The organism is Rhizobium sp. RAF36, assembly GCF_052114105.1.
GTDB lineage: Bacteria > Pseudomonadota > Alphaproteobacteria > Rhizobiales > Rhizobiaceae > Rhizobium.
Window position 1 is genome coordinate 769,279 of sequence record NZ_JBFREC010000001.1, and the last position, 24,123, is coordinate 793,401.

Below are 24,123 nucleotides of genomic sequence, written 5' to 3' on the forward strand. Positions count from 1 at the left end.
CGGGTTTGTCCCGAGCATCTACAACGGTCGATTGCGCTGCGACGTGATTGGATCCTCGGGACGAGCCCGAGGATGACGCGGAGCTAGGGCGACGCTTGTCGGCATGCCCGAGGCCTTACCAAAGGCTCCATCAAGGAGCGAGAACCGAAAGGGTCTGCTATGGACCAGACTGCGCCGGCCGCCTATGACGTCGAAGCCATTCGCAAGGATTTCCCGATCCTCGCGAAGCAGGTGTATGGCAAGCCGCTGGTCTATCTCGACAACGGCGCCTCGGCGCAGAAGCCGCAGGCGGTGATCGACGCGATCAGCCATGCCTATTCGAACGAATATGCCAATGTGCATCGCGGCCTGCATTTCCTCTCGAATGCGGCAACCGAGGCTTACGAGGCCGCGCGCGAAAAGGTGCGCCGCTTCCTGAACGCGCCGTCAGTTGACGAGATCGTCTTCACCAAGTCCTCGACCGAGGCGATCAATACGGTCGCCTATGGCTGGGGCATGCCGGAGATCGGCGAGGGCGACGAGATCGTCCTGTCGATCATGGAGCATCATTCCAACATCGTTCCCTGGCATTTCATCCGCGAGCGTCAGGGCGCCAAGCTAGTCTGGGTCGATGTGGATGATGAGGGCGCGTTTCACATCGAGGCCTTCGAAAAGAGCCTGACGGAACGCACCAAGCTGGTGGCTATCACTCATATGTCGAATGCGCTCGGCACCGTCGTTCCGGTCAAGGAAATCTGCCGCATCGCCCATGAGCGCGGCATTCCGGTGCTGGTCGATGGGTCGCAGGGTGCGGTCCATATGCCTGTCGACGTGCAGGATCTCGATTGCGACTGGTACGTGATGACCGGCCACAAGCTTTACGGTCCGTCGGGCATCGGCGTTCTCTACGGCAAGAAGGATCGGCTTCGTGCCATGCGCCCATTCCAGGGCGGCGGCGAGATGATCTTCGAGGTTACCGAGGACAACGTCACCTATAACGAGCCGCCACACCGTTTCGAAGCCGGTACGCCGCCGATCGTGCAGGCGATCGGTCTCGGCTATGCGCTCGATTACATGGAAAAGGTCGGCCGCGAGGCTATATCCCGCCATGAGGCCGATCTGACCGCCTATGCGACGGAGCGGCTGCGCGACGTCAACTCGCTGCGGGTCATCGGCACGGCGCCCGGCAAGGGCGGCATCTTCTCGTTCGAGCTTGCGGGCCTGCATGCCCATGACGTCTCGACGGTGATCGACCGGCGCGGTGTTGCGGTTCGCGCCGGAACGCATTGCGCCATGCCGCTCTTGAAACGCTTCGGCGTGACCTCCACATGCCGTGCATCCTTCGGCATGTACAATACCCGTGCCGAGGTCGATGCCTTGGCCGACGCGCTTGAATACGCGCGCAAGTTCTTTGCTTGAGGATACCGTTATGAGCGTTGACGACAGCGAACAGAAGATCGACGTGCGCGAGGGAATCGTGCATTCCAGCATTCCGGCGGAAGAGCTGGCACGCCTCAGCGATGATGTGATCATGGCGCTGAAGACGGTCTATGACCCTGAAATTCCTGCCGATATCTTCGAACTCGGGCTGATCTACAAGATCGACATTGAAGATGACCGTATGGTGAAGATCATGATGACACTGACGGCGCCCGGTTGCCCCGTCGCCGGCGAGATGCCGGGCTGGGTGGAAAACGCCGTCGGTTCCGTCGAGGGTGTTTCCGGTGTCGAGGTCGAAATGACCTTCGATCCGCCGTGGACGCCCGACCGCATGTCGGAAGAGGCGCAGGTTGCGGTTGGCTGGTACTAATTGGCGGCTGGTATTGATCGGTTAAGCCACTGGCACTACATTTGATTCATGAAACACCGGACCTTCAATCCGTGTGCGTAAGGAGAATGAGCCGATGGGCTTTGCAGTGATGAGCATGACGCAGGAAGCGGCCGATCGCGTGAAGGCGATCGTCGGCGGTGCGGGACCGGATGCCAAGGGTATTCGCGTCGGCATCAAGAAGGGCGGCTGCGCCGGGATGGAATATACCATCGACATGGTGAGCGAACCCAACCCGAAGGACGACCTGATCGAGCGCGATGGCGCGCGCGTCTGGATCGAGCCCTCGGCGGTGCTTTATCTGCTCGGGACCCAGCTCGGCTTTGAACAGACGACGCTGCGCTCCGGTTTCACCTTCACCAACCCGAACCAGACATCAGCCTGCGGCTGCGGCGAATCCGTCGAGCTGAAGCCTGCCGATCTCGCGGCACTCGCCGCTCAGGGCAATCCCGTCGTGAACGCTTCGCATTGATAGGCGGTCCGATGGCCACCAACAGGCCGCCAGCAATGGCGGCTTTTTGTTTTTGCAGTTGTCCGATCGCGGCGGCGTAACATCTCTCAGGCATGATCATCGAAACGCTGCTTCTGCTGTTTGCCAAGGGCGCTCTGCTCGGTCTCGTCATCACGATACCGCCGGGCCCGATCGCGACGCTTTGCATCGATCGCAGCCTGAACCGCGGCTTCGCCTCGGGAGCTGCGATCGGCATTGGGGCGGCACTTGGCGACTCCATCTACGCGCTGGTCGCCGCGGCTGGTCTCGCGATGGTCTCCGACGTCGTCGATACCTATTCGCTGATGATCGCGGCTGTTGGCGGCGTGCTGCTGCTGTTCCTCGGCATCCGGGACCTGATGACGCCGCCGGCCGCGGCCAGAGAAGTGGGCGCCGGCAATCTCTTCCGTCTGATCGCCTCGACCTTTCTGCTGGCAATCTCCAATCCGGGGGCGCTGCTATCCTTCGGCGGGTTGTTCGCAGGCCTTGGGCTTGTTGACGGCAATACGGTCACGGAGACGGCAGCGATCGTCATCGGCGTCTTCTTCGGGGCGATGGCGTGGTGGGTGGCGCTGAGTGCGGCGGTCAATCTTGCCAGGGACAGGATCTCCAGCGACGTGACACTGCTGATCCGCCGCATTTCCGGCTGGCTGATCATCGGCTTCGGCATTGCCGTGCTTGGCTATGCCGCGATCAATCTTCTCGGGTAATTCAGTCGCGCTTGATGGTGGCGAGCCACTGCCAGAGGTCGGCTCCGGTCTCGAAGACCACGGCGTTTGCTTTGTAGCCTTGAGCTGCCTGCATCATGTCGGTCATCTCGGTGGCGAGATCGGCCGGCTGGCCTTCATCCGTGGTGAGCGTCGAGGGATCGACACGGCTGTAGCCCGGGGTGCTCAAGTTCGCGACATTGTTGGCAACTGCGGCGAAGCGGTTCGTCTGCGCGCGCATGCCCGACGATGCGGTATTCAAGATGCTTGAAATGTTCATCGGCCGGTATTCCCCACGCGTCCCGTCACTGTCCTATAGCAGCCGGAGCTTAGTGAATGCTGAACGCGTTTCGTTAATGGTGGCCGCAGCTGGATGCACGATCTGTGTCGAACTGGTGCAGGTCGTGAAGGCTGGCTGAGCGGTCCGCACTTGGCGTCGTGGCGGCCGGGGAGTACGATGCGGCCTGATGGTGGAGGCGGCGATGTCTTCAAGCTTCAATGTTCACAAGGCGGATGGATACGAGCAGCTGATGGGCCGCTGGAGCCGCAGGCTCGCGCCGCCATTCATTGCGTTTTCAGCTGTCGAGGATGGCGAGCGGGTGCTCGACGTCGGCTGCGGCACAGGAAGCCTTACCTTCTCGCTGTTAGAAACCGTTAATGTCGGCGCGATCGAGGCGATCGACTTTTCGCAGATCTTCGTCGACGAGGTGATCCGTCACAACAACGATCCGCGCATCACCGTGCGGCAGGCGGATGCCTGCGCGCTGCCTTTCGAGGCGAAGAGTTTCGACCGGGCGCTGGCCCTGCTTGTGCTGCATTTCGTTCCGGAGGCGGCCAAGGCCATTTCCGAAATGCGGCGGGTCGTACGCCCGGGTGGCGTGGTTGCGGCGGCGGTCTGGGATCATCTCGGTGGCATGGCGGGCATGCGGATGATGATCGATACCGTGGCAGCTCTCGGCGAGGGCGGGCGGCAGTTGCGCGCCCGCTATTGCTTTCAGCCGATGATGCAGCCGGGAGAGATGAAGCAGGCCTTCATCGACGGCGGTCTTCTCGATGTCGAGGAAACGCAGCTGCTCGTCCGCATGGACTACGAGAATTTCGAGGACTACTGGAAACCGATTGCCGCGGGGGAAGGGCCGCTCGGCGCATTCATGGGCAAGCTCGGCAGCGCGGAGAGGGCGCAGGCCGATGCGGCGGTACGCGATGCCTATGAAGCCGGGCGGCCCGACGGCCCGCGTTCCTTTGCCAATATCGCCTGGGCCTGCCGCGGCAGGGCGCCTTAGCTACAGCTACTTTTTGATATCGATGCCTGCTTCGACTGCCGCCGCGATGAATGCCATACGGGCATCGTCGTTGGTGCGCTTTCCCTTGATGACGTCGGCGCAGACGAGCAGCGCCTTGTCGAGCGCCGGACCATCTTCCGTCGGCCAATCCTCGATCATCGCCCAGGAGGCTGCCTGTGTCGTATCGATCGTGACGTAGACGCCCGGCTCTTCGAGCGCCAGCAGAACGGGTTTCGCCCAGGGAACCTGCGTGAGATCGTCGTCGGATTTTGCCATGGCGGTGTCACCTGTGATTGCCTGAAAGTGGGAGACCCTTAGCTTTCACTCGGGCTGCTCACAAGCTTCCTAGAAAAGAAAACGCCCGGACAGAGCCGGGCGTTTCGTTGTTCAGACCTTACTCGGCCGCTTCGGCATAGTCTTCGAGCGGCGGGCACGTGCAGATCAGGTTGCGGTCGCCGAAGACATTGTCGACACGGTTGACCGGCGACCAGTATTTGTCGACGCGGAAAGCGCCCGGCGGGAAGCAGGCCTGTTCGCGCGAATAGGGACGATCCCATTCGCCGACGAGGTCTTCGACCGTATGCGGGGCGTTCTTCAGCGGGTTGTTGGCCTTGTCGGAACGGCCTTCCTCGATGTCGCGAGCCTCCTGGCGGATCGCCAGCATTGCTTCGCAGAAACGGTCGAGTTCGGCCTTGGTTTCCGATTCCGTCGGCTCGATCATCAGCGTGCCGGCAACCGGCCAGCTCATGGTCGGGGCGTGGAAGCCGCAGTCGATCAGGCGCTTGGCGACGTCGTCAACCGTCACGCCGCAGCTGTCGACCAGCGGGCGGGTGTCGATGATGCACTCATGCGCCACGCGGCCGGCTTCGGACTTGTAGAGCACGTCGTAGGCGCCCTTCAGCCGGGCTGCGATGTAGTTGGCGTTGAGGATCGCCACCTTGGTTGCCTGCGTCAGGCCTTCGCCGCCCATCATGAGGCAGTAGCTCCAGGAGATCGGCAGGATGGATGCTGAGCCGAAAGCTGCCGCGGAGACCGCGCCCGGGCGGCCGTCGCTTTCCGGGTGACCCGGAAGGAAGGGTGCCAGATGCGCCTTGACGCCGATCGGGCCCATGCCGGGACCGCCGCCGCCATGCGGGATGCAGAAGGTCTTGTGCAGGTTGAGGTGGCTGACGTCGGAGCCGATGTCACCAGGGCGGGACAGGCCGACCATGGCGTTCATGTTGGCGCCGTCGAGATAGACTTGGCCGCCATGCTTGTGAACGAGATCGCAGATCTCCTTGACCGTTTCCTCGAACACGCCATGCGTCGAGGGGTAGGTGATCATGCAGCAGGAGAGGTTCTCAGAATACTGCTCGGCCTTGGCGCGGAAATCGTCGAGGTCGATATCGCCGTTTTCGCGAACCTTGACGACAACGACCTTCATGCCGACCATCTGCGCCGAAGCCGGGTTGGTGCCGTGAGCGGAGGTCGGGATCAGGCAGACGTCGCGGTGACCATTGCCATTGGCGATATGGTAGTTGCGGATCGTCAGCAGGCCCGCATATTCGCCCTGCGCACCGGAGTTCGGCTGCATGGAGAAGGCGTCATAGCCGGTGACGGCGCAGAGCTTTTCGATCAGATCGTCGATCATCTCGCGGTAGCCGAGTGCCTGGTCTGCCGGGACATATGGATGGATATCCGAGAATTCCGGCCAGGTGATCGGCAGCATTTCCGCCGTGGCGTTCAGCTTCATCGTGCAGGAGCCGAGCGGGATCATCGAGCGGTCGAGCGCCAGATCGCGGTCCGAAAGACGGCGGATGTAGCGGGTCATCTCGCTTTCGGCGCGGTTCATGTGGAAGATCGGATGCGTCAGGTATTCGCTGGTACGGGCGAGACCCTTCGGCAGGCGGTAGCTCGGCTCGAATTCGGCAACGGCGAAGTTGCCGCCGAATGCGCGCCAGACAGCTTCCAGCGTCGCCGGGCGGGTGCGCTCGTCAAGGCTCATGCCGATCTTGGTGGCGCCGACCTTGCGCAGGTTCACGCCCTCGGCAACAGCCGAGCGCAGGATGACGCCCTGCATGTGGCCGACATCGACGGTTACAGTGTCGAAGAAGGTTTCGGGCTCGATCGTGTAGCCGAGCTTTTCGAGACCCTTGGCCATCAGCACGGCCTTCTGGTGGACCTGCTGGGCGATCGCCTTGATGCCCTTGGGGCCGTGGAAGACCGCATACATCGAGGCCATGACGGCGAGCAGAACCTGCGCGGTGCAGATGTTAGACGTCGCCTTTTCGCGGCGGATATGCTGTTCGCGGGTCTGCAGCGACAGGCGGTAGGCACGGTTGCCGCGGGCATCGACCGAGACGCCGACGAGACGGCCGGGCATCGAGCGCTTGTGGGCGTCCTTGACCGACATATAGGCGGCATGCGGACCGCCGTAACCGACCGGCACACCGAAGCGCTGCGAATTGCCAATGGCAATGTCGGCGCCCATTTCGCCCGGAGACTTGAGCAGCGTCAACGCCAGGATATCGGCAGCGACGATGGCGATGGCGCCGGTCTGGTGCAGGCGGGAGATCAGGCCGGTGAAATCATGGACGTGGCCATGGGTGCCCGGATACTGGAAGATTGCGCCGAAGACATCGACGGGGTCGAGATCAGTGAACGGGTTGCCGACGATAACGCTCCAGCCGAGCGGCTCGGCGCGAGTCTTGATCAGCTCGATCGTCTGCGGATGGCAGGCGGCATCGACGAAGAAGGCCTTGGCCTTCGACTTCGAAACGCGCTCGGCCATCGCCATGCCTTCGGCAGCGGCCGTCGCTTCGTCGAGCAGCGATGCGTTGGCGACGTCGAGACCGGTGAGGTCGCAGATCATCGTCTGGTAGTTCAGGAGCGCTTCGAGGCGGCCCTGCGAAATTTCGGGCTGGTAGGGCGTATAGGCCGTGTACCAGGCGGGGTTTTCGAGGATGTTGCGCTGGATGACCGGCGGCGTGATCGTGCCGTAATAGCCCTGGCCGATCAGCGAGGTCAGAACCTTGTTCTTGTTGGCGGTCTCGCGCAGCTTGTCGAGCGCCTCGCGCTCCGTCATTGGCGCGCCCCAGACGAGCGGCGCCTTCTGGCGGATGGAGGGCGGCACAGTCGCATCGATCAGCCCGTCTAGGCTGTTATAGCCGATGACCTTGAGCATATCGGTCATTTCGGCCGGAGACGGACCGATATGGCGGCGATTGGCAAAGTCGTAGGGCTGGTAGTCTGTGAACTGGAATTCCGTCGGCGTCGTCATTACGCAGTGAGCTCCTTGTAGGCCGCTTCATCGAGCAGGCCATCGGCATCAGCGGCATTGGCCAGCTTCAGCTTGAAGAACCAGCCGGCACCCTGCGGATCGGAATTGACCAGCGACGGGTCGGCAACGATGGCCGGGTTCACTTCGGTGATTTCGCCATCAAGCGGACAATAGACGTCGGAAGCAGCCTTCACGGATTCAACGGTCGCGGCATTGTCGTTCTTGCCGAAGGTCGCGCCGACTTCAGGCAGTTCGACAAAAACCAGATCGCCGAGCTGGTCGACCGCGTAATTGGTGATCCCAACCGTTGCAACGCCGCCTTCGATCTTCAGCCATTCGTGTTCTTCGGTAAATTTCAGCATGGAAAGGTCCTCTCTGGAAAAGGTTCAGCGTTTGTAGGTCGGCGTGATGAAGGGCACTGCGCTGACGGTGATCGGCAGATATTTGCCGCGCACTTCAGCATAGATTTCGGTCCCGGCAGCCGCATGCGAGATGGGCACGTAGCCCATGGCAACGGGTCCCTCGACGCTCGGGCCGAAGCCACCGGACGTGACTTCGCCGATCTCGGTCTTGCCTTCGGCATCGGCGTAGAGCTTGGCATGGCCGCGCACCGGCGCCTTGCCTTCGGGCTTGAGGCCGACGCGGCGGCGCGTGGCGCCGTTATCGAGTTCGGAAAGAATGCGGGTAGCACCCGGGAAACCACCGGCGCGGGCGCCGCCGGTCTTACGAGCCTTCTGCATGCCCCATTCGAGGGCCGCTTCAACAGGCGTTGTCGTCGTGTCGATGTCGTTGCCATAGAGGCAGAGACCGGCCTCGAGGCGGAGCGAGTCGCGGGCGCCGAGGCCGATTGCCTCGACATCGGGATGCTCAAGCAACCGCTTGGTGACATCCTCGGCCTTGTCGGCGGGAATGGAGATTTCGAAGCCGTCCTCGCCGGAATAGCCCGAACGGGAGACGAGACAGGAAACGTCGTGCAGGCGGCAGTGGCGCACGTCCATGAATTTCATCGCGGCGACATCGGCCCAGAGTTCGGCGAGCACATCGACGGCGCGCGGTCCCTGCAGCGCAACGAGCGCGCGGTCGAGCACGGTGATGTCGCAGATGTCGCCGATGTGTTTGCGCATATGCGCGACGTCTTCATCCTTGCAGGCGGCGTTGACGACGACGAACAGGTGGTCGTCGAGATGGGTGATCATCAGATCATCGAGGATGCCGCCATTGTCGTCGGTGAAGAAGCCATAGCGCTGGCGTCCCTCGGCGAGACCGAGAATATCGACGGGCACGAGGCTTTCGAGCGCAAGGGCTGCATCCTCATACTTGCCTGTCTTCGCCTTCACGATGACCTGGCCCATATGCGAAACGTCGAAGACGCCGGCAGCCTGGCGGGTCTGGAGATGTTCCTTCATGACGCCGGCCGGATATTGCACCGGCATGTCGTAGCCTGCGAAGGGAACCATGCGGGCGCCGAGCGACAGATGCAGCGCATGAAGCGGGGTTTTCTTGAGGGCAGCAGTATCGTCCAATGACGCCTCCGGTCGTTGCGCGTGGAAGTCCATGCGCGGGCTCAAATGAAGGCGCAGTTACGCCTCGTTATCGAGCCCCCTCTGTCCTTGCGCCTGAGATTGTTATCCCTTCGGCGAGCGTTTCGAGAACGCCTCTCTCCAGAGTTCCGTCTGCCCCTTGTGGTCCTTTTGCCTGAGAGTTTCCGGGGCGGTTGCTCCTTCGGCACTGGTTTTGCAAACCAGCTTCTCCCAACAAGGTTGCGGCAATTATCGGGCGGAACGGGTGCTTGGCAAGAGGGGAATGTCGCCACCGAGCAAATTTTTGTCGCGCCGCCCCGGCGCAAGTTGTGATCTGCGTCAAATCGGCTTTTGCTTTTCGCCAATAAAGTGATTAATCGCGACACTAGCGGTGAGGGGATTGGATGACTGCAAGGAGCCGGAAAGCCGGGATGCTGACGCGCATGATCTGCGCGCTGAGCCTGCTTTTGCTCGGCCTTGGGCACCAGCTGCCGCAACTCGGCGCTGAGCCGCTTTACAACGCTGCCGAATATACACTGCCTGACGGTTCCTTCGCCTCGCTCTGCGTCACCGTCAAGGATGACGAAGGCAAGCGGATCCCGATGGGGCCGAATTGCGACGTGTGCCGTCTCGCTGCCTCGGTGATCCTGCCCGCGCCGGATGCTGCCGCATGGCTGAAGCTTGATTTTGCTTCGTTCGAGAACGGCTTGACGAGCGATATAGCCGCCCTGCCGCTTCGCGCGGTGACGCAGCCGAAATCACGGGGGCCGCCGGTTCTGGCCTAATCTCCAACCCGAACCGAAATGCAATATGATGCCGGAGCCCGCCAAGACGATGCGGATGACGGCGAGGAGATATCAGATGAAAACCGTTCAAACCCTTGGCCTTGCCGCTGCCCTTTCCTTTGCCGCGACGGCCGCCACCGCGCATGTGACCTTTCTCGACGCCGAGGCGGCGCAGGAAGCCACCATCCTGGCAACGCTGCAGGTCCCGCATGGCTGTGACGGCAAGCCGACGAATGAAGTGCAGGTGAAGCTGCCGGAAGGCTTTGTTTTCGCCAAGCCGCAGCCGAAGGCCGGCTGGGAGCTCGAGGTCATCAAGGGCGACTACAAGAGGAGCTACGACAATCACGGTACGCCGGTGACGTCGGGCGCGATCGAGATCCGCTGGAAGGGCGGCAATCTCTCCGATGATTTCTACGACACCTTCGTGATCCAGGGTAAGGTCTCCGGCGTCGATGCCGGCACCTCGCTGGCCTTCCCGGTCACGCAGCTCTGCGGCGATACCGTCGAGGCCTGGGATCAGATCGCCGCCGATGGCAGCGATCCGCACAAGCTGAAGAGCCCGGCGCCGGTACTGAAGGTGGTCGAGGGCAGCGGTCACGGCCATGGCCACGACGACATGGCGGGCATGGACATGAGCGGTATGGCCGGAATGGCCATGGCGGCGCCCGCGGGCGACGAGGCGAAGATCGGCGATCTCGAAATATCCGGCGCCTTTGCCAAGGCGATGCTTCCGGGCCAACCGGTCGGCGGTGGCTTCTTCACGGTCAAGAACAACGGCAAGAGCGATGACACGCTTGTCGCCATCACGTCGCCAAATGCCGGCGAGGTGCAGATGCACGAGATGAAGACCGAGAACAATGTCATGAAGATGCGCGAGCTGAAGGGTGGCATCGCCATTCCTGCGGGCGGGACCGTCAAGCTTGAGCCCGGCGCCCTGCATCTGATGTTCCAGAAGGTCACGGCGCCCTTCAAGCAGGGTGACACAGTTCCGGTGACGCTGACCTTTGAAAAGGCGGGCAAGGTCGATGTGACGCTGAAGGTGCTTTCAGCGCAGGGCAAGTAACACGCCCGTCAAGGCAATCAACAAAAAGGCCCGCGTCACAGACCGCGGGCCTTTCTGCCTTCCGGGGACAGAAGTTAGAAGTCTTCGTAGGATTTGAGCGCGTGCTGCAGGCCTGCCTGCGGCTGCTTGTTGCCCTTGGTCATGAGGTCCAGCGCCACTTCCGTCGACTGGATGATGTTCGGCATTTCTTCATGTTCGTCGGCCGCTTCGACGCCGCGCAGCTGGCGCTCGGCAATCCTGCGGGCATCCTTCGCGGCCATGCTTGCCGGAACGCGCGGAGCGATCCGCAACGAGTCGAAGGCGGCAGCCGCAGTGCTTGCCGATATGGTCACGACCTGTGTCATGCTTTCGACGATACCGGTGTGGCGTTGGCTCCCGGCTAAGGAAAATACTCGCATTTTACCGATCTGCCGGAATTACCGGGAAGCGATTGGAAATGCTCTTCTGCTGCGCTAAACAGAGCCATGTTCCAGGCTTTTCTCGTTGCCGCCGGTGGCGCTCTCGGCTCTCTGCTGCGTTATTTCGTCGGCCAGTGGTCGCTCAGACTGTGGGGTCCCAACTTTCCGTGGGGCACGCTGATCGTCAACGTTGCCGGATGTTTCGTCATCGGCGTCTTTGCCGAAATGATCGCCCGCCGTTTCAATGCGTCGGTAGAGCTGCGGCTCTTGCTGGTCACCGGCTTCCTCGGCGGGTTCACGACCTTCTCAGCCTTTTCACTGGACGCAATTTCGCTTTTCGAACGCGGCGAAGCCGTGCTTGGCGGCGTCTATATCGCTGCCAGCGTCGGTCTCTCGATGGCCGCCGTTGTCGCCGGTCTTGCGCTGATGCGGGCGCTGATCTGAGATTCGGGTTTCCGTTTTCGACAAAAATGCTCTAAAGCCACCGGCAAAGGCCGCGCCTGGCGCCGGCAACTCTTTCCGAAAGTACTTTCATGGCTGGCATTGAACATATCACCGTCGAACCGGACGAGGCTGGCATGCGGCTCGATCGCTGGTTCAAGATTCATTTTCCGGGCCTGGGCTTCGGTCCTCTCCAGAAGCTCCTGCGCTCCGGCCAGGTGCGTGTCGATGGCGGCCGCGTCAAGACCGATGCGCGGGTGCAGCCCGGCCAGGTGGTGCGCGTTCCGCCGATCGACGTTGACGCCAAGAAGAACACTCCGATCGCCGGGCACGACTTGAAGCATGGTGGCGATTACGAATTGCTGCAGCGTATGGTGCTGCACGAAGACGACAAAGTGATCGTGCTCAACAAGCCGGCCGGCCTTGCTGTGCAGGGCGGATCGGGCGTGACGCGCAATATCGACAAGATGCTCGAGGCCTGGACCAGCCCGAAGGGCGAGAAGCCGCGGCTGGTGCATCGGCTCGACCGCGACACTTCGGGCGTGCTGGTGATTGCCCGCACCCGCGGCGCGGCGCAGAAGCTGACGGCGGCGTTTCGCGAGCGCGACACCAAGAAGACCTACTGGTCGCTGGTGAAGGGCGTACCGCGCAAGCACGAGGACAAGATTTCGACCTGGCTCGTCAAGGAGCAGACGCCGGACGGTGACCGCATGCGGGTCTGCAAGCACGGCGAGGAGGGGGCGGACCACGCGATCTCCTACTACAAGGTGCGCGAAACGGCAGCGCAGAACCTCGCCTGGCTGGAGATGGAGCCCTACACCGGGCGTACGCACCAGTTGCGTGTGCACGCGCTGCACATCGGCCACCCGATCATCGGCGACCCCAAATATTTCGACGACGACCATAACTGGGATTTCCCCGGCGGCGTGCAGAAGAAGCTGCATCTGCATGCGCGCAAGATTGACGTTCCTCATCCGAACGGCGGCCGTCTGCGGGTCACCGCGCCGCTGCCCCCGCATATGGTGCAGACCTGGAACCTGCTCGGCCTCGACCTCGCAGAGGCGGATCGGGAAGACTACGAATGAAGCTCGCCCTGTTCGATTGCGACGGCACGCTTGTCGACAGTGCTGCGCTGATCCATGAAGTTATGGCACGGACTTTCGTGGCCTTCGGCCATCCAAGGCCTGCGATCGAAAGCACCAAGTCGATCATCGGCCTGACGCTCGACATCGCCATTGCCCGGATGCAGGGCAAACCGCATGTCGATGACGAAGCGGTGGCGATGACCGCGCATTACAAGAAAATCTACATGGACGTGCGCGGCGAGCCCGGCATGGACGTGCCGCTGTTCGACGGCATCAAGCCCGTCATTGCAGCGCTTGCGGCGCGCGACGACATCCTGATCGGTGCCGTGACCGGCAAGTCCCGGCGTGGCCTTGTCAGCGTTCTTGAAACCCATGGCTTTGCGCCACACTTCATCGTTTCGCGGACTGCCGACGATTGCCCGTCGAAGCCGCATCCGGCCATGGTGACGGAATGCTGTGACGAAACCGGCATGAACCCTGCCGATACCGTTGTCATCGGCGATGCGATTTACGATATGCAGATGGCGAAGGCCGCCGGTGCCAAAGCGATCGGCGTATCCTGGGGATATGCCAGTGTCGATGAGCTGATTGCTGCAGGTGCCGATGCCATCGCCCATCATCCGAACGACGTGCTCGACCATTTATGAGGTGACGCCATGCGCGACCTGTTGAACGACCTTTCCGAAGGACTCAGCCATCCCGATCCGATCCGCCGCGCGCAGATCCAGATGAAGAAGCCGCTGCCGAAGCGCTTCTACAAGGACGTTTCCGTTGCCGAACAGGACGCCGGATTTGCGATTCTGCTCGACGGCCGGCCCGTCCGCACGCCTGCCAAGCAGATCCTTGCCGTGCCGACCAAGCCTCTTGCCGATCTGCTCTCTGCCGAATGGCAAGCGCAGGCCGAGGTGATCGATCCGGCGACCATGCCTGTCACGCGGCTGGTGAACACGGCGCTCGACGGTGTGGCGACCGATACGCAGGCGGTGTTCGACGATATTGTGCGCTTTTCCTCCAGCGACCTTCTCTGCTACCGCGCCGACCAGCCGGAGCTGCTGGTGCAGCGCCAGGCCGAGCGCTGGGATCCTGTGCTCGACTGGGCGGCCGGGGATCTCGGTGCGCGCTTCCTGCTGATCGAGGGCGTGATCCATCATGAGCAGCCGCGTGACGCCATCGCGGCTTTCGGCGTGACGCTTCGCCGCCATAATAGCGCGCTGGCGCTTGCGGCGTTGCATACGATGACGACGCTGACTGGATCGGCAATTCTGGCGCTGGCTTTTGCCGAGCGGCACCTGACGATGGACGAAGCCTGGTCGCTTGCGCATCTCGACGAGGACTGGACGATCGAGCATTGGGGCAGCGACGAGGAAGCCGAAGAGCGCCGCGCCAAGCGCTTCGAGGACTTCAAGGCGTCGGCGGATGTTTTTTTGGCGCTAAGGGCCTGAAACATATTGCTTTGACCGCCATAATGACGAACTCTGCGACTCCTGAGTGGGGATGGGTGCAGGTTTTTTCAATGAAGTGGCTGCGGTTGTGTTTTTGCCAGATAGCGATGATCTGCGCTGCCTTGACCGGCTGTGCCGGCATGGGTTCCAGCGAGCCGCCAGCCCCTTTATATGACGTCAGAAGTGCTGTGGTTCTCGGTGGCCCCGGGATCGCCGGGCCTCTGCTGTCAGGCATCAGCGACCGCGTCAATGCTGCCATCAATGCCACGGTCCGCACCGACGTCTATCCGCGCGTCGTGCTGACGATCCGCATCGTTTCCGTCACCAAGGGGCAAGGCTTCGACAAAAACCGCAACGTCGCGAAGATCACCGCCGATGCTGCCTCTGTCGACGACGGGTCGGTGATCGGTGTCTCGGCCTTCGACGTGTCGAGCTTCGCCAACGATCCTGCGATGGCCGATCAGATTCTCGCAGAAGATATTGCCGCGCGGCTTCGCTCGGCATTCAAGCTGACGGCCGGGCGCGGCTGATCAATGCCGCGCTGGCGGCAGGAGGAGTTTTCATGAAGGAAATTCTCGAGGAGCTTGAGCGCCGGCGCGACGAAGCGCGGCTTGGCGGCGGGCAGGCGCGCATCGATGCGCAGCACAAGCGTGGCAAGCTGACGGCCCGCGAGCGGATCGACCTGATCCTCGATGAAGATTCCTTCGAAGAATTCGACATGTTCGTCGAGCACCGTTCCACCGATTTCGGCATGGAGAAGACCCGCTTTGCCGGCGACGGTGTCGTCACCGGCTGGGGCACGGTCAACGGTCGTACCGTCTTCGTCTTCGCCAAGGATTTCACGGTCTTCGGCGGCTCGCTTTCGGAAGCGCATGCCGAGAAGATCATGAAGGTGCAGGACATGGCGCTGAAGAACCGCGCGCCGGTCATCGGTATCTATGATGCAGGCGGCGCACGCATCCAGGAGGGCGTTGCGGCGCTTGGCGGCTATGCGGAAGTGTTCCAGCGCAACGTCCTGGCATCGGGCGTCATCCCGCAGATATCCGTCATCATGGGGCCTTGCGCCGGCGGCGATGTCTATTCGCCGGCGATGACCGATTTCATCTTCATGGTGCGTGACACGTCCTACATGTTCGTGACCGGACCCGACGTCGTCAAGACGGTGACCAATGAGACGGTGACGGCCGAAGAACTCGGCGGCGCCTCCGTGCATACGACGCGGTCGTCGATTGCCGACGGCGCCTATGACAACGATGTCGATACGCTGCTGCAGGTGCGCCGCCTGATCGATTTCCTGCCCTTGTCAAACACATCGCCGATCCCGGAAATCGAATGTTACCAGCCGGTGACAGAGGCGGACGAGTCGCTCGATACGCTTGTGCCCGCCAATGCCAACAAGCCCTATGACATCAAGGAACTGATCCTGAAGGTCGCCGATGAGGGCGATTTCTTCGAGATCCAGGCGAGCTTCGCCAAGAACATCGTCTGCGGCTTCGGGCGCATCGAGGGCTCTACGGTCGGTTTCGTGGCCAACCAGCCGATGGTGCTGGCCGGCGTGCTCGACAGCGATGCATCGCGCAAGGCGGCGCGTTTCGTGCGCTTCTGCGATTGCTTCAACATTCCGCTGGTGACCTTTGTCGACGTGCCCGGATTTTTGCCGGGGACGGCGCAGGAATATGGCGGGTTGATCAAGCATGGCGCAAAGCTGTTGTTTGCGTATGCCGAAGCGACGGTTCCGAAACTGACGGTGATCACCCGCAAGGCTTTCGGCGGCGCCTATGACGTGATGGCGTCGAAGCATCTGCGCGGCGACCTCAATTACGCCTGGCCGACGGCACAGATCGCCGTCATGGGAGCCAAAGGCGCGGTCGAGATCATCTTCCGCAAGGATATTGCCGATCCCGAGAAGATCGCGGCGCATACGAAAATGTACGAGGACCGGTTCCTGTCGCCTTTCGTTGCCGCCGAGCGTGGTTACATCGACGAGGTGATCATGCCGCACTCGACGCGCCGCCGTCTGGCGCGCGGATTGAAGATGCTGCGCAACAAGGATCTCTCCAATCCCTGGAAGAAGCATGACAACATTCCGTTATGAGCGAATAAAACTGTCCTTTCAGCTGTTTACGCACTGTCGAAGAAGTGAATAGACGTTGGCATTCCGTGATTTTTCTTGGGAATGGCGACGCGCTAACGCTCTTGCGCCCCTAAAAGGAGAGTCCTTATGTCTGGTATTTTTGATCGCCTGAACGCCTACCAACCCTTCGCGCTGGCTGCGCTCAGAATTTTCACCGCTTTGCTTTTTATCGAGCATGGCACGATGAAGCTTTTCGCTTTTCCCATCCCGCAGGGCGAGGGTGGTTCGCTGCCACCGCTTTTTCTCGTTGCCGCATTGCTTGAGGTTATCGGTGGCCTGCTCGTTCTCGTCGGCTTCCTGACGCGCCCGGTTGCTTTCCTGCTGTCCGGTGAGATGGCGATCGCCTATTTCATGGCGCATTTCCCGCGCGGCTTCTACCCGGCGGTCAACGGCGGCGGCGAAGCCATCCTGTTCTGCTTCATCTTCCTGTTCCTGGTTTTCGCCGGAGCTGGCGCGCTATCGGTGGACAAGCGCAACGCCTAAAGAAGACGCCGCGGGTTTTGGCCCGCGGCGTTTTTATCTCATGCGGTGAGCTTCAGCCCGGCGATGCCCGCAACGATCAGCGCGATGCAGGCAAGGCGCGATGCGGTGGCGGGATCGCCAAGCAGCCAGATACCGAGAAGGACCGTGCCGACGGTGCCGATTCCGGTCCAGATCGCGTAAGCCGTGCCGATCGGTAGCGTTTTCACCGCCAGCCCCAGAAGTACGACGCTGATCACCATCGAGATAACGGTGAAAATCGTCGGCATGGGTTTGGTGAAGCCATCGGTGTATTTCAGACCGATCGCCCAACCACATTCAAAAAGTCCGGCTAGAAACAGCAGGAACCAGGCCATCTTACTCTCCTTTTCAAGAGCGAGGCCGTCCCCGCGACATTTGCGCCCGAGGGATCGGGCGCCGCAGTCGTCTGCGTTGATTTCTATATGCGCGGAGTAACGGCTGAGTTCAAGGTAGGAATTGGCATAGCTGCCATGCCACCCGTTTCTTGCGGCTTACCCAAGCCGCTCGGCATGCCACTTCAAATGGTCGTCCATGAAGGTCGAGATGAAGTAGTAGGAGTGGTCGTAGCGCTCGTGCATGCGCAATGTCAGGGCGATGTCCGTACCCTTGATGGCCTCTTCGAACAGCCAGGCGCGCAGGCCTTTTTCCAGGAAGCCGTCGGCCTTGCCCTGATCGATCAGGAACTCCGGGAACCGTGCGCCATCGCTTACCAGCGCGCAGGCGTCATACTGGCGCCATTTGGTCTCATCCGTGCCGAGATATTTTCCGAGCGCAGGGGCCGACCAGTCGGCCGTCGAAGGTTCAACGATCGGCGCGAAGGCCGAGCAGCTCTTGAAACGCTCCGGGTTCTTCAGCGCGATCGTCATCGCACCGTGACCGCCCATCGAATGGCCGAAGATGCCCTGACGGCTCATGTCGGCCCGGAATTGTTCGGCGATCAGGGCAGGGAGCTCTTCGGTGATGTACGTGTACATCTGGTAGTGCTCGGCCCAAGGCGATTCCGTTGCGTCGAGATAGAAGCCGGCGCCTTTGCCCATCTGCCAATTTGTCAGCTCGTCGGCGACATCGTTGCCGCGCGGGCTGGTGTCGGGGCAAACGATGATCAGGCCAAGTTCAGCGGCCATGCGCCGGTATTCGCCCTTCTCCATGACGTTTGCATGGGTGCAGGTGAGGCCGGAGAGATACCAGAGCACAGGGCAGGGCTCCTTGATCGCCTGCGGCGGCACGAAGACCGCAAAGGTCATGTCGCAGTTGCAGGCTTCCGAAGCGTGGCTGAAGACGCCCTGCATGCCGCCGAAAGCGGTTGCCTGGGAAATGATGTTCATGGCTGATTGTCCGTATTGGGGCTGGCGGCCTTGGCGCGCCGGCAGAGGCGATCGAATGTTTCCAGGAACCGTGAGCGGTCCTTGGGGCTGAAGGCGGCGTTGTAACCCTTGCTCTCGCCGGTCTCGCGAAGATGGGCGCCGAGGTCGCGCATGGCACTCGCCATACCGATATTGGTGTCGTCGAAGACGCGTCCGGTCGGGCCGCTGACGAGCGCGCCGGTTGCGACGCAGCGCACGGCAAGCGGCACGTCGGCGGTGACGACGACGTCACCTTGACCTGCATGCTCGGCGATCCAGTTGTCGGCCGCGTCGAAGGCATTGGAAACGATGACGTTCTTCACCATCGGATCGCGCGACGGGCGCAGGCCCGAGTTGGCGACGAAGGTGACCTCGATGCCGAGGCGCTCGGCAACCTTCAGGATTTCCGGTTTGACCGGGCAGGCGTCTGCATCGACATAGATCATGAAGTTCAATCTGTTTTTGCTGGAACGCCACGCGTTACCGCGTAGCGTTCTTTCTTTCGGCTCTCATAGTCCGGCGGCTGCCATCGGTTCAAGATGTCAGGCTTCTTTCAGTGTGCCGGCCTTCTTTGCCACCCAGGTGGCAATGACGTCCATCAGCGTCGGATTGAGGCAGTCGTAGGTCTCCAGGCCGATCTCCCTGAACTTGCCCCGCACGCCCGCCATCGCTGAAGGCGGCGTGCCGGTTTCAATGATCGAGGAGACGAAGGCCGCAAAGCCCGGTTCAGGCCAGCCGCTTTCCTGGAAGCGTTCGGGATGAACGAAATCCAGCCCCTTGAACGCGTGATCGCGCTCCACCGGTCCGTACATGTGAACGCCGCACTGCTTGCAGGCATGGCGCTGGATCAGCGCTTCGGGATCGACGACGTGAAGCTTGTCGCCATTCTCCAGAACCGAGACATTCTCATGCGCCGCCACTGCCACGATCGAGAATGCGGCGCTCTTGGGCTTCCAGCACTTGCTGCAGCCACAGGCGTGGTTGTGCAGTACCGTGCCCTTGACCGCCACCTTCACGGGCTTGTCCGTACAGGCGCAGACAAGCGTTCCGCCGTTGAAATTCGCCTGACCCTTCTTCACCCCGCCATCGAGCAGCGGGTGTATCGATACCTGGTTTGCCATGTTCAGCTTCTCCTCCTCAGCTGCCCACAGCTCCCAAATCAGGATCGATTTGCGACAAAGCCGCAGGCGATTTCAACGTCGAACCGCATTCCGCATCACTCTCCTCAGTAGACCACGACGCCCCGGATGCTTTCACCCTTGTGCATCAGCTCGAAGCCCTTGTTGATGTCTTCGAGCGGCATCGTATGGGTGATCATCGGGTCGATCTGGATCTTGCCCTGCATGTACCAGTCGACGATCTTCGGCACGTCGGTGCGGCCGCGCGCGCCGCCAAAGGCCGTGCCCATCCAGTTGCGGCCGGTGACCAGCTGGAACGGACGCGTCGAGATTTCCTGGCCGGCGCCGGCAACGCCGATGATAACAGACTTACCCCAGCCGCGATGCGATGATTCGAGCGCCTGACGCATGACCTTGGTATTGCCGGTGCAATCGAACGTGTAATCGGCGCCGCCGATTAGGTCGCCGTTGCGCTTCGTCAGGTTGACGAGATAAGGCACGATATCGTCGCCGACTTCCTTCGGATTGACGAAATGCGTCATGCCGAACTTCTCACCCCATTCCTTGCGGTCCGGATTGATATCGACGCCGATGATCATGTCGGCGCCGGCGAGGCGCAGGCCCTGCAGTACGTTCAGACCAATGCCGCCGAGACCGAAGACGATCGCCGTCGAGCCGATCTCAACCTTGGCGGTGTTGATGACAGCGCCGATGCCGGTGGTGACGCCGCAGCCGATGTAGCAGATCTTGTCGAAGGGGGCGTCGGGGTTGACCTTGGCGAGCGCGATCTCCGGCAGAACGGTGAAGTTCGAGAAGGTCGAGCAGCCCATATAGTGGTGGATCTTGTCCTTGCCGATCGAGAAGCGCGAGGTGCCGTCGGGCATCAGGCCCTGGCCCTGCGTCGCGCGGATCGACGTGCAGAGATTAGTCTTGCGCGACAGGCAGGAATAGCACTCGCGGCATTCCGGCGTGTAGAGTGGAATGACGTGGTCGCCCTTCTTCACCGAGGTGACGCCGGGGCCGACATCGACGACGATGCCTGCGCCTTCGTGACCGAGAATTACGGGGAAGAGGCCTTCCGGATCGGCGCCCGACAGGGTGAAATCATCGGTATGGCAGATGCCCGTCGCCTTCACCTCGACCAGCACCTCTCCGGCGCGTGGTCCTTCAAGCTGAACTGTCATGACCTCAAGCGGCTTGCCGGCCTGAACGGCGACTGCGGCGCGAACGTCCATCGTCTGATCTCCCTCATATGATTTGATGGCGGACATTGGCACGCCGGGTGAGGGAGGCTCAAGCAAAAAGCTTGATCAAAAGACACTTTGTCCGGGATGCGGCAGCGAGTTTGCCGCAAACGTCAGAAGAGGTTTTCGCTCGCGAAAATAATGGCATAGCCGTGCATCGCGATTGCCGCATAAAGCCCGAATGCAACAAGCATGCGCTCACCATCATTCATCTCATCAAGCTTCTGGCGCGGTTTGACGGATCCCGAGCCGATCATGCTCAGCAGGATGAAGACAACAAGGCCGGCGATCAGCAGATTGTTCGACAGTCCGATCTCCCAGCCGATCGCCAGAATGCAGCCTGTGACCGCGAAACTTGCCACCATCAGCGAATGACGGGTGCGGAAGATCTGCCGCAGAACCTGTCCGCCGTCGAAGCGATGCATGGGCAGGAGGTTCAGCAGATTGAAGGCGCCGAGAATCAGCAGGAAGACAAGCAGCGGCCGTCCGAAACTCGCAGGCAGAAGGCCATGACCGATCCCCTGGTATGCGGTGATGACGATCTGCACGAGGAAAGCCGACATGCCGGCGCCCATCAGCGCGCAGGCTGCGACCTCGAAGAGATTCTTGTACGGCCGCCCGCCAATGGCGATACCGCCGAGCAGGGGGACGAAGATCATCCGCACTGACTTGTGTCCAAAGGCGCGATAGGCAGCCATATGGCCAAGCTCATGGAGCACGATGACCAGCGTGAGAAAGGTGGAGATCATCAGGCCGCTGACGCTGAGCCCGAAGAATGGCCAGAGCAGCAGCGTCGAGAGGATCGCCAGGCTTGTCTGCACCAACGGACCTTCGAAGTAACCCTGCGGCTTCGAAATGCCGGTTTCCAGCCAGCCCTGCAGCGACCTTACCTCCCGCTGCAGAACGAAATAGCGGAAGAGTAGGAAAGCGAGACCGCGATAGTGATCCGTCTGACTGATCTCCAGCGTCGCCCCTTGGGGCGTTGCCCTGATGATGCGGCTCTCGGTGTAATGCGTCCAGAACTGCGGATCGAGCGTGCTGTCGTCGGCAATCCGGGAGCGGAAGGCATGAACGCCGCCAGCCGGGAGCGCGTCGAGCGCCAGGATGCGGCGCAGCGGCTCTCCATTCCGGTCGAGATGGCGGTAAACCTGCTCGACGAACCCAGGGCGATGCGCGATCGGCCGGCTGCTGATGACGGCGTGATGCCAATCAGCGGCTTCGCCAGCGGGATTGATCGCCTTCCAGAGCGTCTCCGGCGAACAGCGGAAGGTTCTGATGACGCTGATCGTGCGCTGCCCAAGTGGCATGCGCATCAACAGCCAGAGCAGGCCAAGATTGATCGATAGCAGCAAGCCTGCCGATTGAAGGGCCGTCATTCGCAACTCCGGCCCCAGCCACAGGACGAAAACGGCTCATCATAGAGCGGGCGTCTTAACAAAAATCCTTGGCTTTCAGGCCGTCAGAGGTTGCGGCTGTCCCGGAATGGGTCAGGCGAATTCCATGATGACGGCATCGACGGCCAGGCTTTCACCCGGCTTCGCCTTGACCTTGCCGACGACGAGGTCGCGCTCGGCGCGCAGGACATTTTCCATCTTCATGGCTTCGACCACCGCCAGCGTTTCGCCGGCTTTGACTTCCTGGCCTTCGGACACCGAGATCGACACGACGAGGCCGGGCATCGGGCAGAGCAGGAGTTTCGACGTATCGGGCGGCAGCTTCACCGGCATCAGCCTGTCGAGTTCCGCGTGGCGCGGCGTAAACGTCTTCGTCCGGACAGAAAGCCCCTGCCAGTCGATCCGCAGGCCATTCAGGATGGGGCGGATCTGGGCAATGACTTTGACGCCGCCGATCGTTCCGGACCAGACGGGCTCGCCCGGTCTCCAGGTGGTGACAACCTGAATTTCGCTGCCATCTGCATTCATCCCCATGTCGAAGGGGATGGTGACATGGCCTTCCGTCAGCGAGAGGCCAACATAGTCCTTGCCGATCCTGACCACCCAGTCGCTGCGCAGATCGCTGCTGGCCGCACGGAGCCGATCGGCATGGCGCTCGCGGCGGCTCGTTTCGATCAGCGATGCCGATAGCGCGATGGCTGCGAGAGCAGTCTGCTGCCAGCCGTCAGGTTCGGACGGAGCAAAACCATCGGGATATTCCTCGGCAATGAAGCCGGTCGACAGGCGGCCCTCGCGCCAGCGTGGATGTTTCATCAGTGCCGAAAGAAACGGGACGTTATGTTCTATCCCATCGACGACAAAGGCGTCGAGCGCTTCGGCCATGGCATCGATGGCCGCCAGCCGGTCCGGCGCCCAGGTGCAGAGCTTGGCGATCATCGGGTCGTAATACATGGAAATCTCGGCACCTTCATAAACGCCGGTGTCGTTGCGGACGATCACGCCGCCCTGCTTGCCTTCCTCCGGCGGGCGGTAGCGCGTCAGGCGGCCGATCGACGGCAGGAAGTTGCGATAGGGGTCTTCGGCATAGAGGCGGCTTTCGATCGCCCAGCCGTTGAGCTTGATGTCCTTCTGCGCGAAGGGCAGCTTTTCACCGGCAGCGACGCGGATCATCTGTTCGACGAGATCGACGCCGGTGACAAGTTCGGTCACCGGATGTTCGACCTGCAGGCGGGTGTTCATTTCGAGGAAATAGAAGTTGCGGTCGCGATCGACGATGAATTCGACGGTTCCTGCGCTCTGGTAATCGACGGCCTTGGCAAGCGCGACAGACTGCTCGCCCATCGCCTTGCGGGTCTTTTCATCTAGGAACGGCGAGGGCGCCTCTTCGGCGACTTTCTGATTGCGGCGCTGGATCGAGCATTCGCGTTCGCCGAGATAGACGGTGTTGCCGTGCCCGTCGGCGAGTACCTGAATCTCGATATGACGGGGATCGACGACGTATTTCTCGATGAAGACGCGGTCATCGCCGAACGAACTCTTTGCTTCAGAGCGTGCCCGGTCGAAACCGTCGCGGACTTCGCTCTCGCTCCAGGCGATACGCATGCCTTTACCGCCGCCACCGGCAGAGGCCTTGATCATGACGGGGTAGCCGATCTCGCCGGCGATCTTTTCGGCATGGACGGCATCTTCGATGACGCCAAGATAGCCGGGGACCGTGGATACCTTCGCGGCGTTGGCGAATTTCTTCGATTCGATCTTGTCGCCCATGGCGAGGATCGCCTTCGGCTTCGGTCCGATGAAGACGAAGCCTTCCTTCTCCAGCGCGTCGCAGAAGGAGGCGCGTTCGGAGAGGAAGCCATAGCCGGGGTGTACGGCTTCGGCGCCCGTTTCCTTGCAGGCAGCGATGATTTTCTCGGCCACCAGATAGCTTTCCGAAGCCGGGGCGGGGCCGATATGGATGGCTTCGTCTGCCATCTCGACATGAAGCGCGTCCCGATCCGCGTCGGAATAGACCGCGACCGTCAGGATACGCATACGCCGCGCAGTCTTGATCACGCGGCAAGCGATCTCGCCGCGATTCGCGATCAGGATTTTCTTGAACATGCAGAC

27 protein-coding genes and 1 riboswitch are annotated in these 24,123 nt (G+C 61.5%); of the genes, 14 read left to right on the forward strand and 13 right to left on the reverse strand.

Going from position 1 to position 24,123, the window contains the following annotated elements; genetic code table 11:
* Positions 1-159: 159 nt before the first annotated feature.
* The 4 genes from AB4Z25_RS03805 (at position 160) to AB4Z25_RS03820 (ending at position 3,007) form a co-directional block, all read left to right on the forward strand.
* Positions 160-1,398 (forward strand): cysteine desulfurase, encoded by a 1,239-nt coding sequence (locus tag AB4Z25_RS03805; protein ID WP_112539209.1) that lies wholly within the window; start codon positions 160-162, stop codon positions 1,396-1,398.
* Between the two features lie 10 nt (positions 1,399-1,408).
* The gene (locus tag AB4Z25_RS03810) at positions 1,409-1,789 is read left to right on the forward strand and encodes an SUF system Fe-S cluster assembly protein (protein ID WP_112516186.1); all 381 of its coding nucleotides are present in this window, start codon (positions 1,409-1,411) and stop codon (positions 1,787-1,789) included.
* A 94-nt stretch (positions 1,790-1,883) separates the two neighbouring features.
* Entirely contained in the window at positions 1,884-2,279 is a 396-nt protein-coding gene (sufA, locus tag AB4Z25_RS03815) for a Fe-S cluster assembly scaffold SufA (RefSeq protein WP_112539208.1), read from the forward strand.
* A gap of 92 nt (positions 2,280-2,371) precedes the next feature.
* Positions 2,372-3,007 (forward strand): LysE family translocator, encoded by a 636-nt coding sequence (locus AB4Z25_RS03820; protein ID WP_442207867.1) that lies wholly within the window; start codon positions 2,372-2,374, stop codon positions 3,005-3,007.
* Between the two features lies 1 nt (position 3,008).
* On the opposite strand, the gene AB4Z25_RS03825 is transcribed toward AB4Z25_RS03820, so the two are convergent.
* Positions 3,009-3,284, reverse strand: coding sequence for a flagellar basal body protein (locus AB4Z25_RS03825; protein ID WP_112539207.1), 276 nt, complete (start codon positions 3,282-3,284; stop codon positions 3,009-3,011).
* A 202-nt stretch (positions 3,285-3,486) separates the two neighbouring features.
* Here AB4Z25_RS03825 and AB4Z25_RS03830 point away from each other — a divergent pair, with 202 nt between their 5' ends.
* Complete coding sequence (locus tag AB4Z25_RS03830) at positions 3,487-4,287, forward strand: class I SAM-dependent methyltransferase (protein WP_112539376.1); 801 nt, start codon at positions 3,487-3,489, stop codon at positions 4,285-4,287.
* A 6-nt stretch (positions 4,288-4,293) separates the two neighbouring features.
* Here the strand turns inward: AB4Z25_RS03830 and AB4Z25_RS03835 are convergent, their stop codons facing one another.
* The 4 genes from AB4Z25_RS03835 to gcvT all read right to left on the reverse strand — a co-directional run bounded on the left by AB4Z25_RS03835 (position 4,294) and on the right by gcvT (position 9,069).
* The gene (locus AB4Z25_RS03835) at positions 4,294-4,563 is read right to left on the reverse strand and encodes a DUF982 domain-containing protein (RefSeq protein WP_112539206.1); all 270 of its coding nucleotides are present in this window, start codon (positions 4,561-4,563) and stop codon (positions 4,294-4,296) included.
* 118 nt (positions 4,564-4,681) lie between these two features.
* A complete protein-coding gene (gene gcvP / locus AB4Z25_RS03840) occupies positions 4,682-7,546 on the reverse strand; it encodes an aminomethyl-transferring glycine dehydrogenase (RefSeq protein WP_112539205.1) in 2,865 nt (954 codons plus the stop codon).
* A complete protein-coding gene (gcvH, locus tag AB4Z25_RS03845) occupies positions 7,546-7,908 on the reverse strand; it encodes a glycine cleavage system protein GcvH (protein ID WP_065693824.1) in 363 nt (120 codons plus the stop codon). The genes gcvP and gcvH overlap by 1 nt, the downstream gene beginning before the upstream one ends.
* A gap of 24 nt (positions 7,909-7,932) precedes the next feature.
* Positions 7,933-9,069 (reverse strand): glycine cleavage system aminomethyltransferase GcvT, encoded by a 1,137-nt coding sequence (gcvT, locus tag AB4Z25_RS03850; protein ID WP_112539204.1) that lies wholly within the window; start codon positions 9,067-9,069, stop codon positions 7,933-7,935.
* Between the two features lie 150 nt (positions 9,070-9,219).
* Positions 9,220-9,311: riboswitch (glycine riboswitch) on the reverse strand.
* Between the two features lie 186 nt (positions 9,312-9,497).
* Here gcvT and AB4Z25_RS03855 point away from each other — a divergent pair.
* Both AB4Z25_RS03855 and AB4Z25_RS03860 read left to right on the forward strand, forming a co-directional pair.
* The gene (locus AB4Z25_RS03855) at positions 9,498-9,851 is read left to right on the forward strand and encodes a hypothetical protein (RefSeq protein ID WP_442207868.1); all 354 of its coding nucleotides are present in this window, start codon (positions 9,498-9,500) and stop codon (positions 9,849-9,851) included.
* 76 nt (positions 9,852-9,927) lie between these two features.
* On the forward strand, positions 9,928-10,914 hold the full coding sequence (locus AB4Z25_RS03860; protein ID WP_112539374.1) for a DUF1775 domain-containing protein: 987 nt from the start codon (positions 9,928-9,930) through the stop codon (positions 10,912-10,914).
* A gap of 74 nt (positions 10,915-10,988) precedes the next feature.
* Here AB4Z25_RS03860 and AB4Z25_RS03865 read toward each other — a convergent pair whose 3' ends face one another.
* The gene (locus tag AB4Z25_RS03865) at positions 10,989-11,258 is read right to left on the reverse strand and encodes a hypothetical protein (protein ID WP_112387301.1); all 270 of its coding nucleotides are present in this window, start codon (positions 11,256-11,258) and stop codon (positions 10,989-10,991) included.
* A 120-nt stretch (positions 11,259-11,378) separates the two neighbouring features.
* Between AB4Z25_RS03865 and crcB the strand changes: the two genes are divergently transcribed.
* The 7 genes from crcB (at position 11,379) to AB4Z25_RS03900 (ending at position 16,897) form a co-directional block, all read left to right on the forward strand.
* Positions 11,379-11,756: a fluoride efflux transporter CrcB gene (crcB, locus tag AB4Z25_RS03870; protein ID WP_112387302.1), complete on the forward strand. Its 378-nt coding sequence runs from the start codon at positions 11,379-11,381 to the stop codon at positions 11,754-11,756.
* 89 nt (positions 11,757-11,845) lie between these two features.
* On the forward strand, positions 11,846-12,838 hold the full coding sequence (locus tag AB4Z25_RS03875; RefSeq protein ID WP_112539202.1) for an RluA family pseudouridine synthase: 993 nt from the start codon (positions 11,846-11,848) through the stop codon (positions 12,836-12,838).
* On the forward strand, positions 12,835-13,485 hold the full coding sequence (locus AB4Z25_RS03880) for an HAD-IA family hydrolase (protein ID WP_112539201.1): 651 nt from the start codon (positions 12,835-12,837) through the stop codon (positions 13,483-13,485). The genes AB4Z25_RS03875 and AB4Z25_RS03880 overlap by 4 nt, the downstream gene beginning before the upstream one ends.
* Positions 13,486-13,494: 9 nt before the next feature.
* Positions 13,495-14,280 carry an ATP12 family chaperone protein gene (locus AB4Z25_RS03885; RefSeq protein WP_112539200.1) on the forward strand — a complete coding sequence of 262 codons (786 nt, stop codon included), beginning with the start codon at positions 13,495-13,497 and terminating at the stop codon, positions 14,278-14,280.
* Between the two features lie 71 nt (positions 14,281-14,351).
* On the forward strand, positions 14,352-14,810 hold the full coding sequence (locus AB4Z25_RS03890) for a hypothetical protein (RefSeq protein WP_112539199.1): 459 nt from the start codon (positions 14,352-14,354) through the stop codon (positions 14,808-14,810).
* Between the two features lie 32 nt (positions 14,811-14,842).
* A complete protein-coding gene (locus AB4Z25_RS03895; RefSeq protein ID WP_112539198.1) occupies positions 14,843-16,375 on the forward strand; it encodes an acyl-CoA carboxylase subunit beta in 1,533 nt (510 codons plus the stop codon).
* Positions 16,376-16,501: 126 nt separating this feature from the next.
* Positions 16,502-16,897 carry a DoxX family protein gene (locus tag AB4Z25_RS03900; RefSeq protein ID WP_112387308.1) on the forward strand — a complete coding sequence of 132 codons (396 nt, stop codon included), beginning with the start codon at positions 16,502-16,504 and terminating at the stop codon, positions 16,895-16,897.
* A 38-nt stretch (positions 16,898-16,935) separates the two neighbouring features.
* Here AB4Z25_RS03900 and sugE read toward each other — a convergent pair whose 3' ends face one another.
* From sugE to AB4Z25_RS03935, 7 genes are all read right to left on the reverse strand, one after another.
* Entirely contained in the window at positions 16,936-17,250 is a 315-nt protein-coding gene (gene sugE, locus AB4Z25_RS03905) for a quaternary ammonium compound efflux SMR transporter SugE (RefSeq protein WP_112387309.1), read from the reverse strand.
* A 156-nt stretch (positions 17,251-17,406) separates the two neighbouring features.
* Positions 17,407-18,240, reverse strand: a complete 834-nt coding sequence (gene fghA, locus AB4Z25_RS03910) for an S-formylglutathione hydrolase (protein ID WP_112516199.1) — start codon at positions 18,238-18,240, stop codon at positions 17,407-17,409.
* Positions 18,237-18,704: a YaiI/YqxD family protein gene (locus tag AB4Z25_RS03915; RefSeq protein WP_112516200.1), complete on the reverse strand. Its 468-nt coding sequence runs from the start codon at positions 18,702-18,704 to the stop codon at positions 18,237-18,239. The genes fghA and AB4Z25_RS03915 overlap by 4 nt, the downstream gene beginning before the upstream one ends.
* A gap of 96 nt (positions 18,705-18,800) precedes the next feature.
* Positions 18,801-19,379 (reverse strand): S-(hydroxymethyl)glutathione synthase, encoded by a 579-nt coding sequence (gfa, locus tag AB4Z25_RS03920; RefSeq protein WP_112539197.1) that lies wholly within the window; start codon positions 19,377-19,379, stop codon positions 18,801-18,803.
* A gap of 104 nt (positions 19,380-19,483) precedes the next feature.
* Positions 19,484-20,611: an S-(hydroxymethyl)glutathione dehydrogenase/class III alcohol dehydrogenase gene (locus AB4Z25_RS03925; protein ID WP_112539196.1), complete on the reverse strand. Its 1,128-nt coding sequence runs from the start codon at positions 20,609-20,611 to the stop codon at positions 19,484-19,486.
* Positions 20,612-20,733: 122 nt separating this feature from the next.
* Positions 20,734-21,996 (reverse strand): hypothetical protein, encoded by a 1,263-nt coding sequence (locus tag AB4Z25_RS03930; RefSeq protein WP_112539195.1) that lies wholly within the window; start codon positions 21,994-21,996, stop codon positions 20,734-20,736.
* Between the two features lie 111 nt (positions 21,997-22,107).
* Positions 22,108-24,117 (reverse strand): acetyl-CoA carboxylase biotin carboxylase subunit, encoded by a 2,010-nt coding sequence (locus AB4Z25_RS03935; protein WP_112539194.1) that lies wholly within the window; start codon positions 24,115-24,117, stop codon positions 22,108-22,110.
* Between the last annotated feature and the right edge of the window lie 6 nt (positions 24,118-24,123).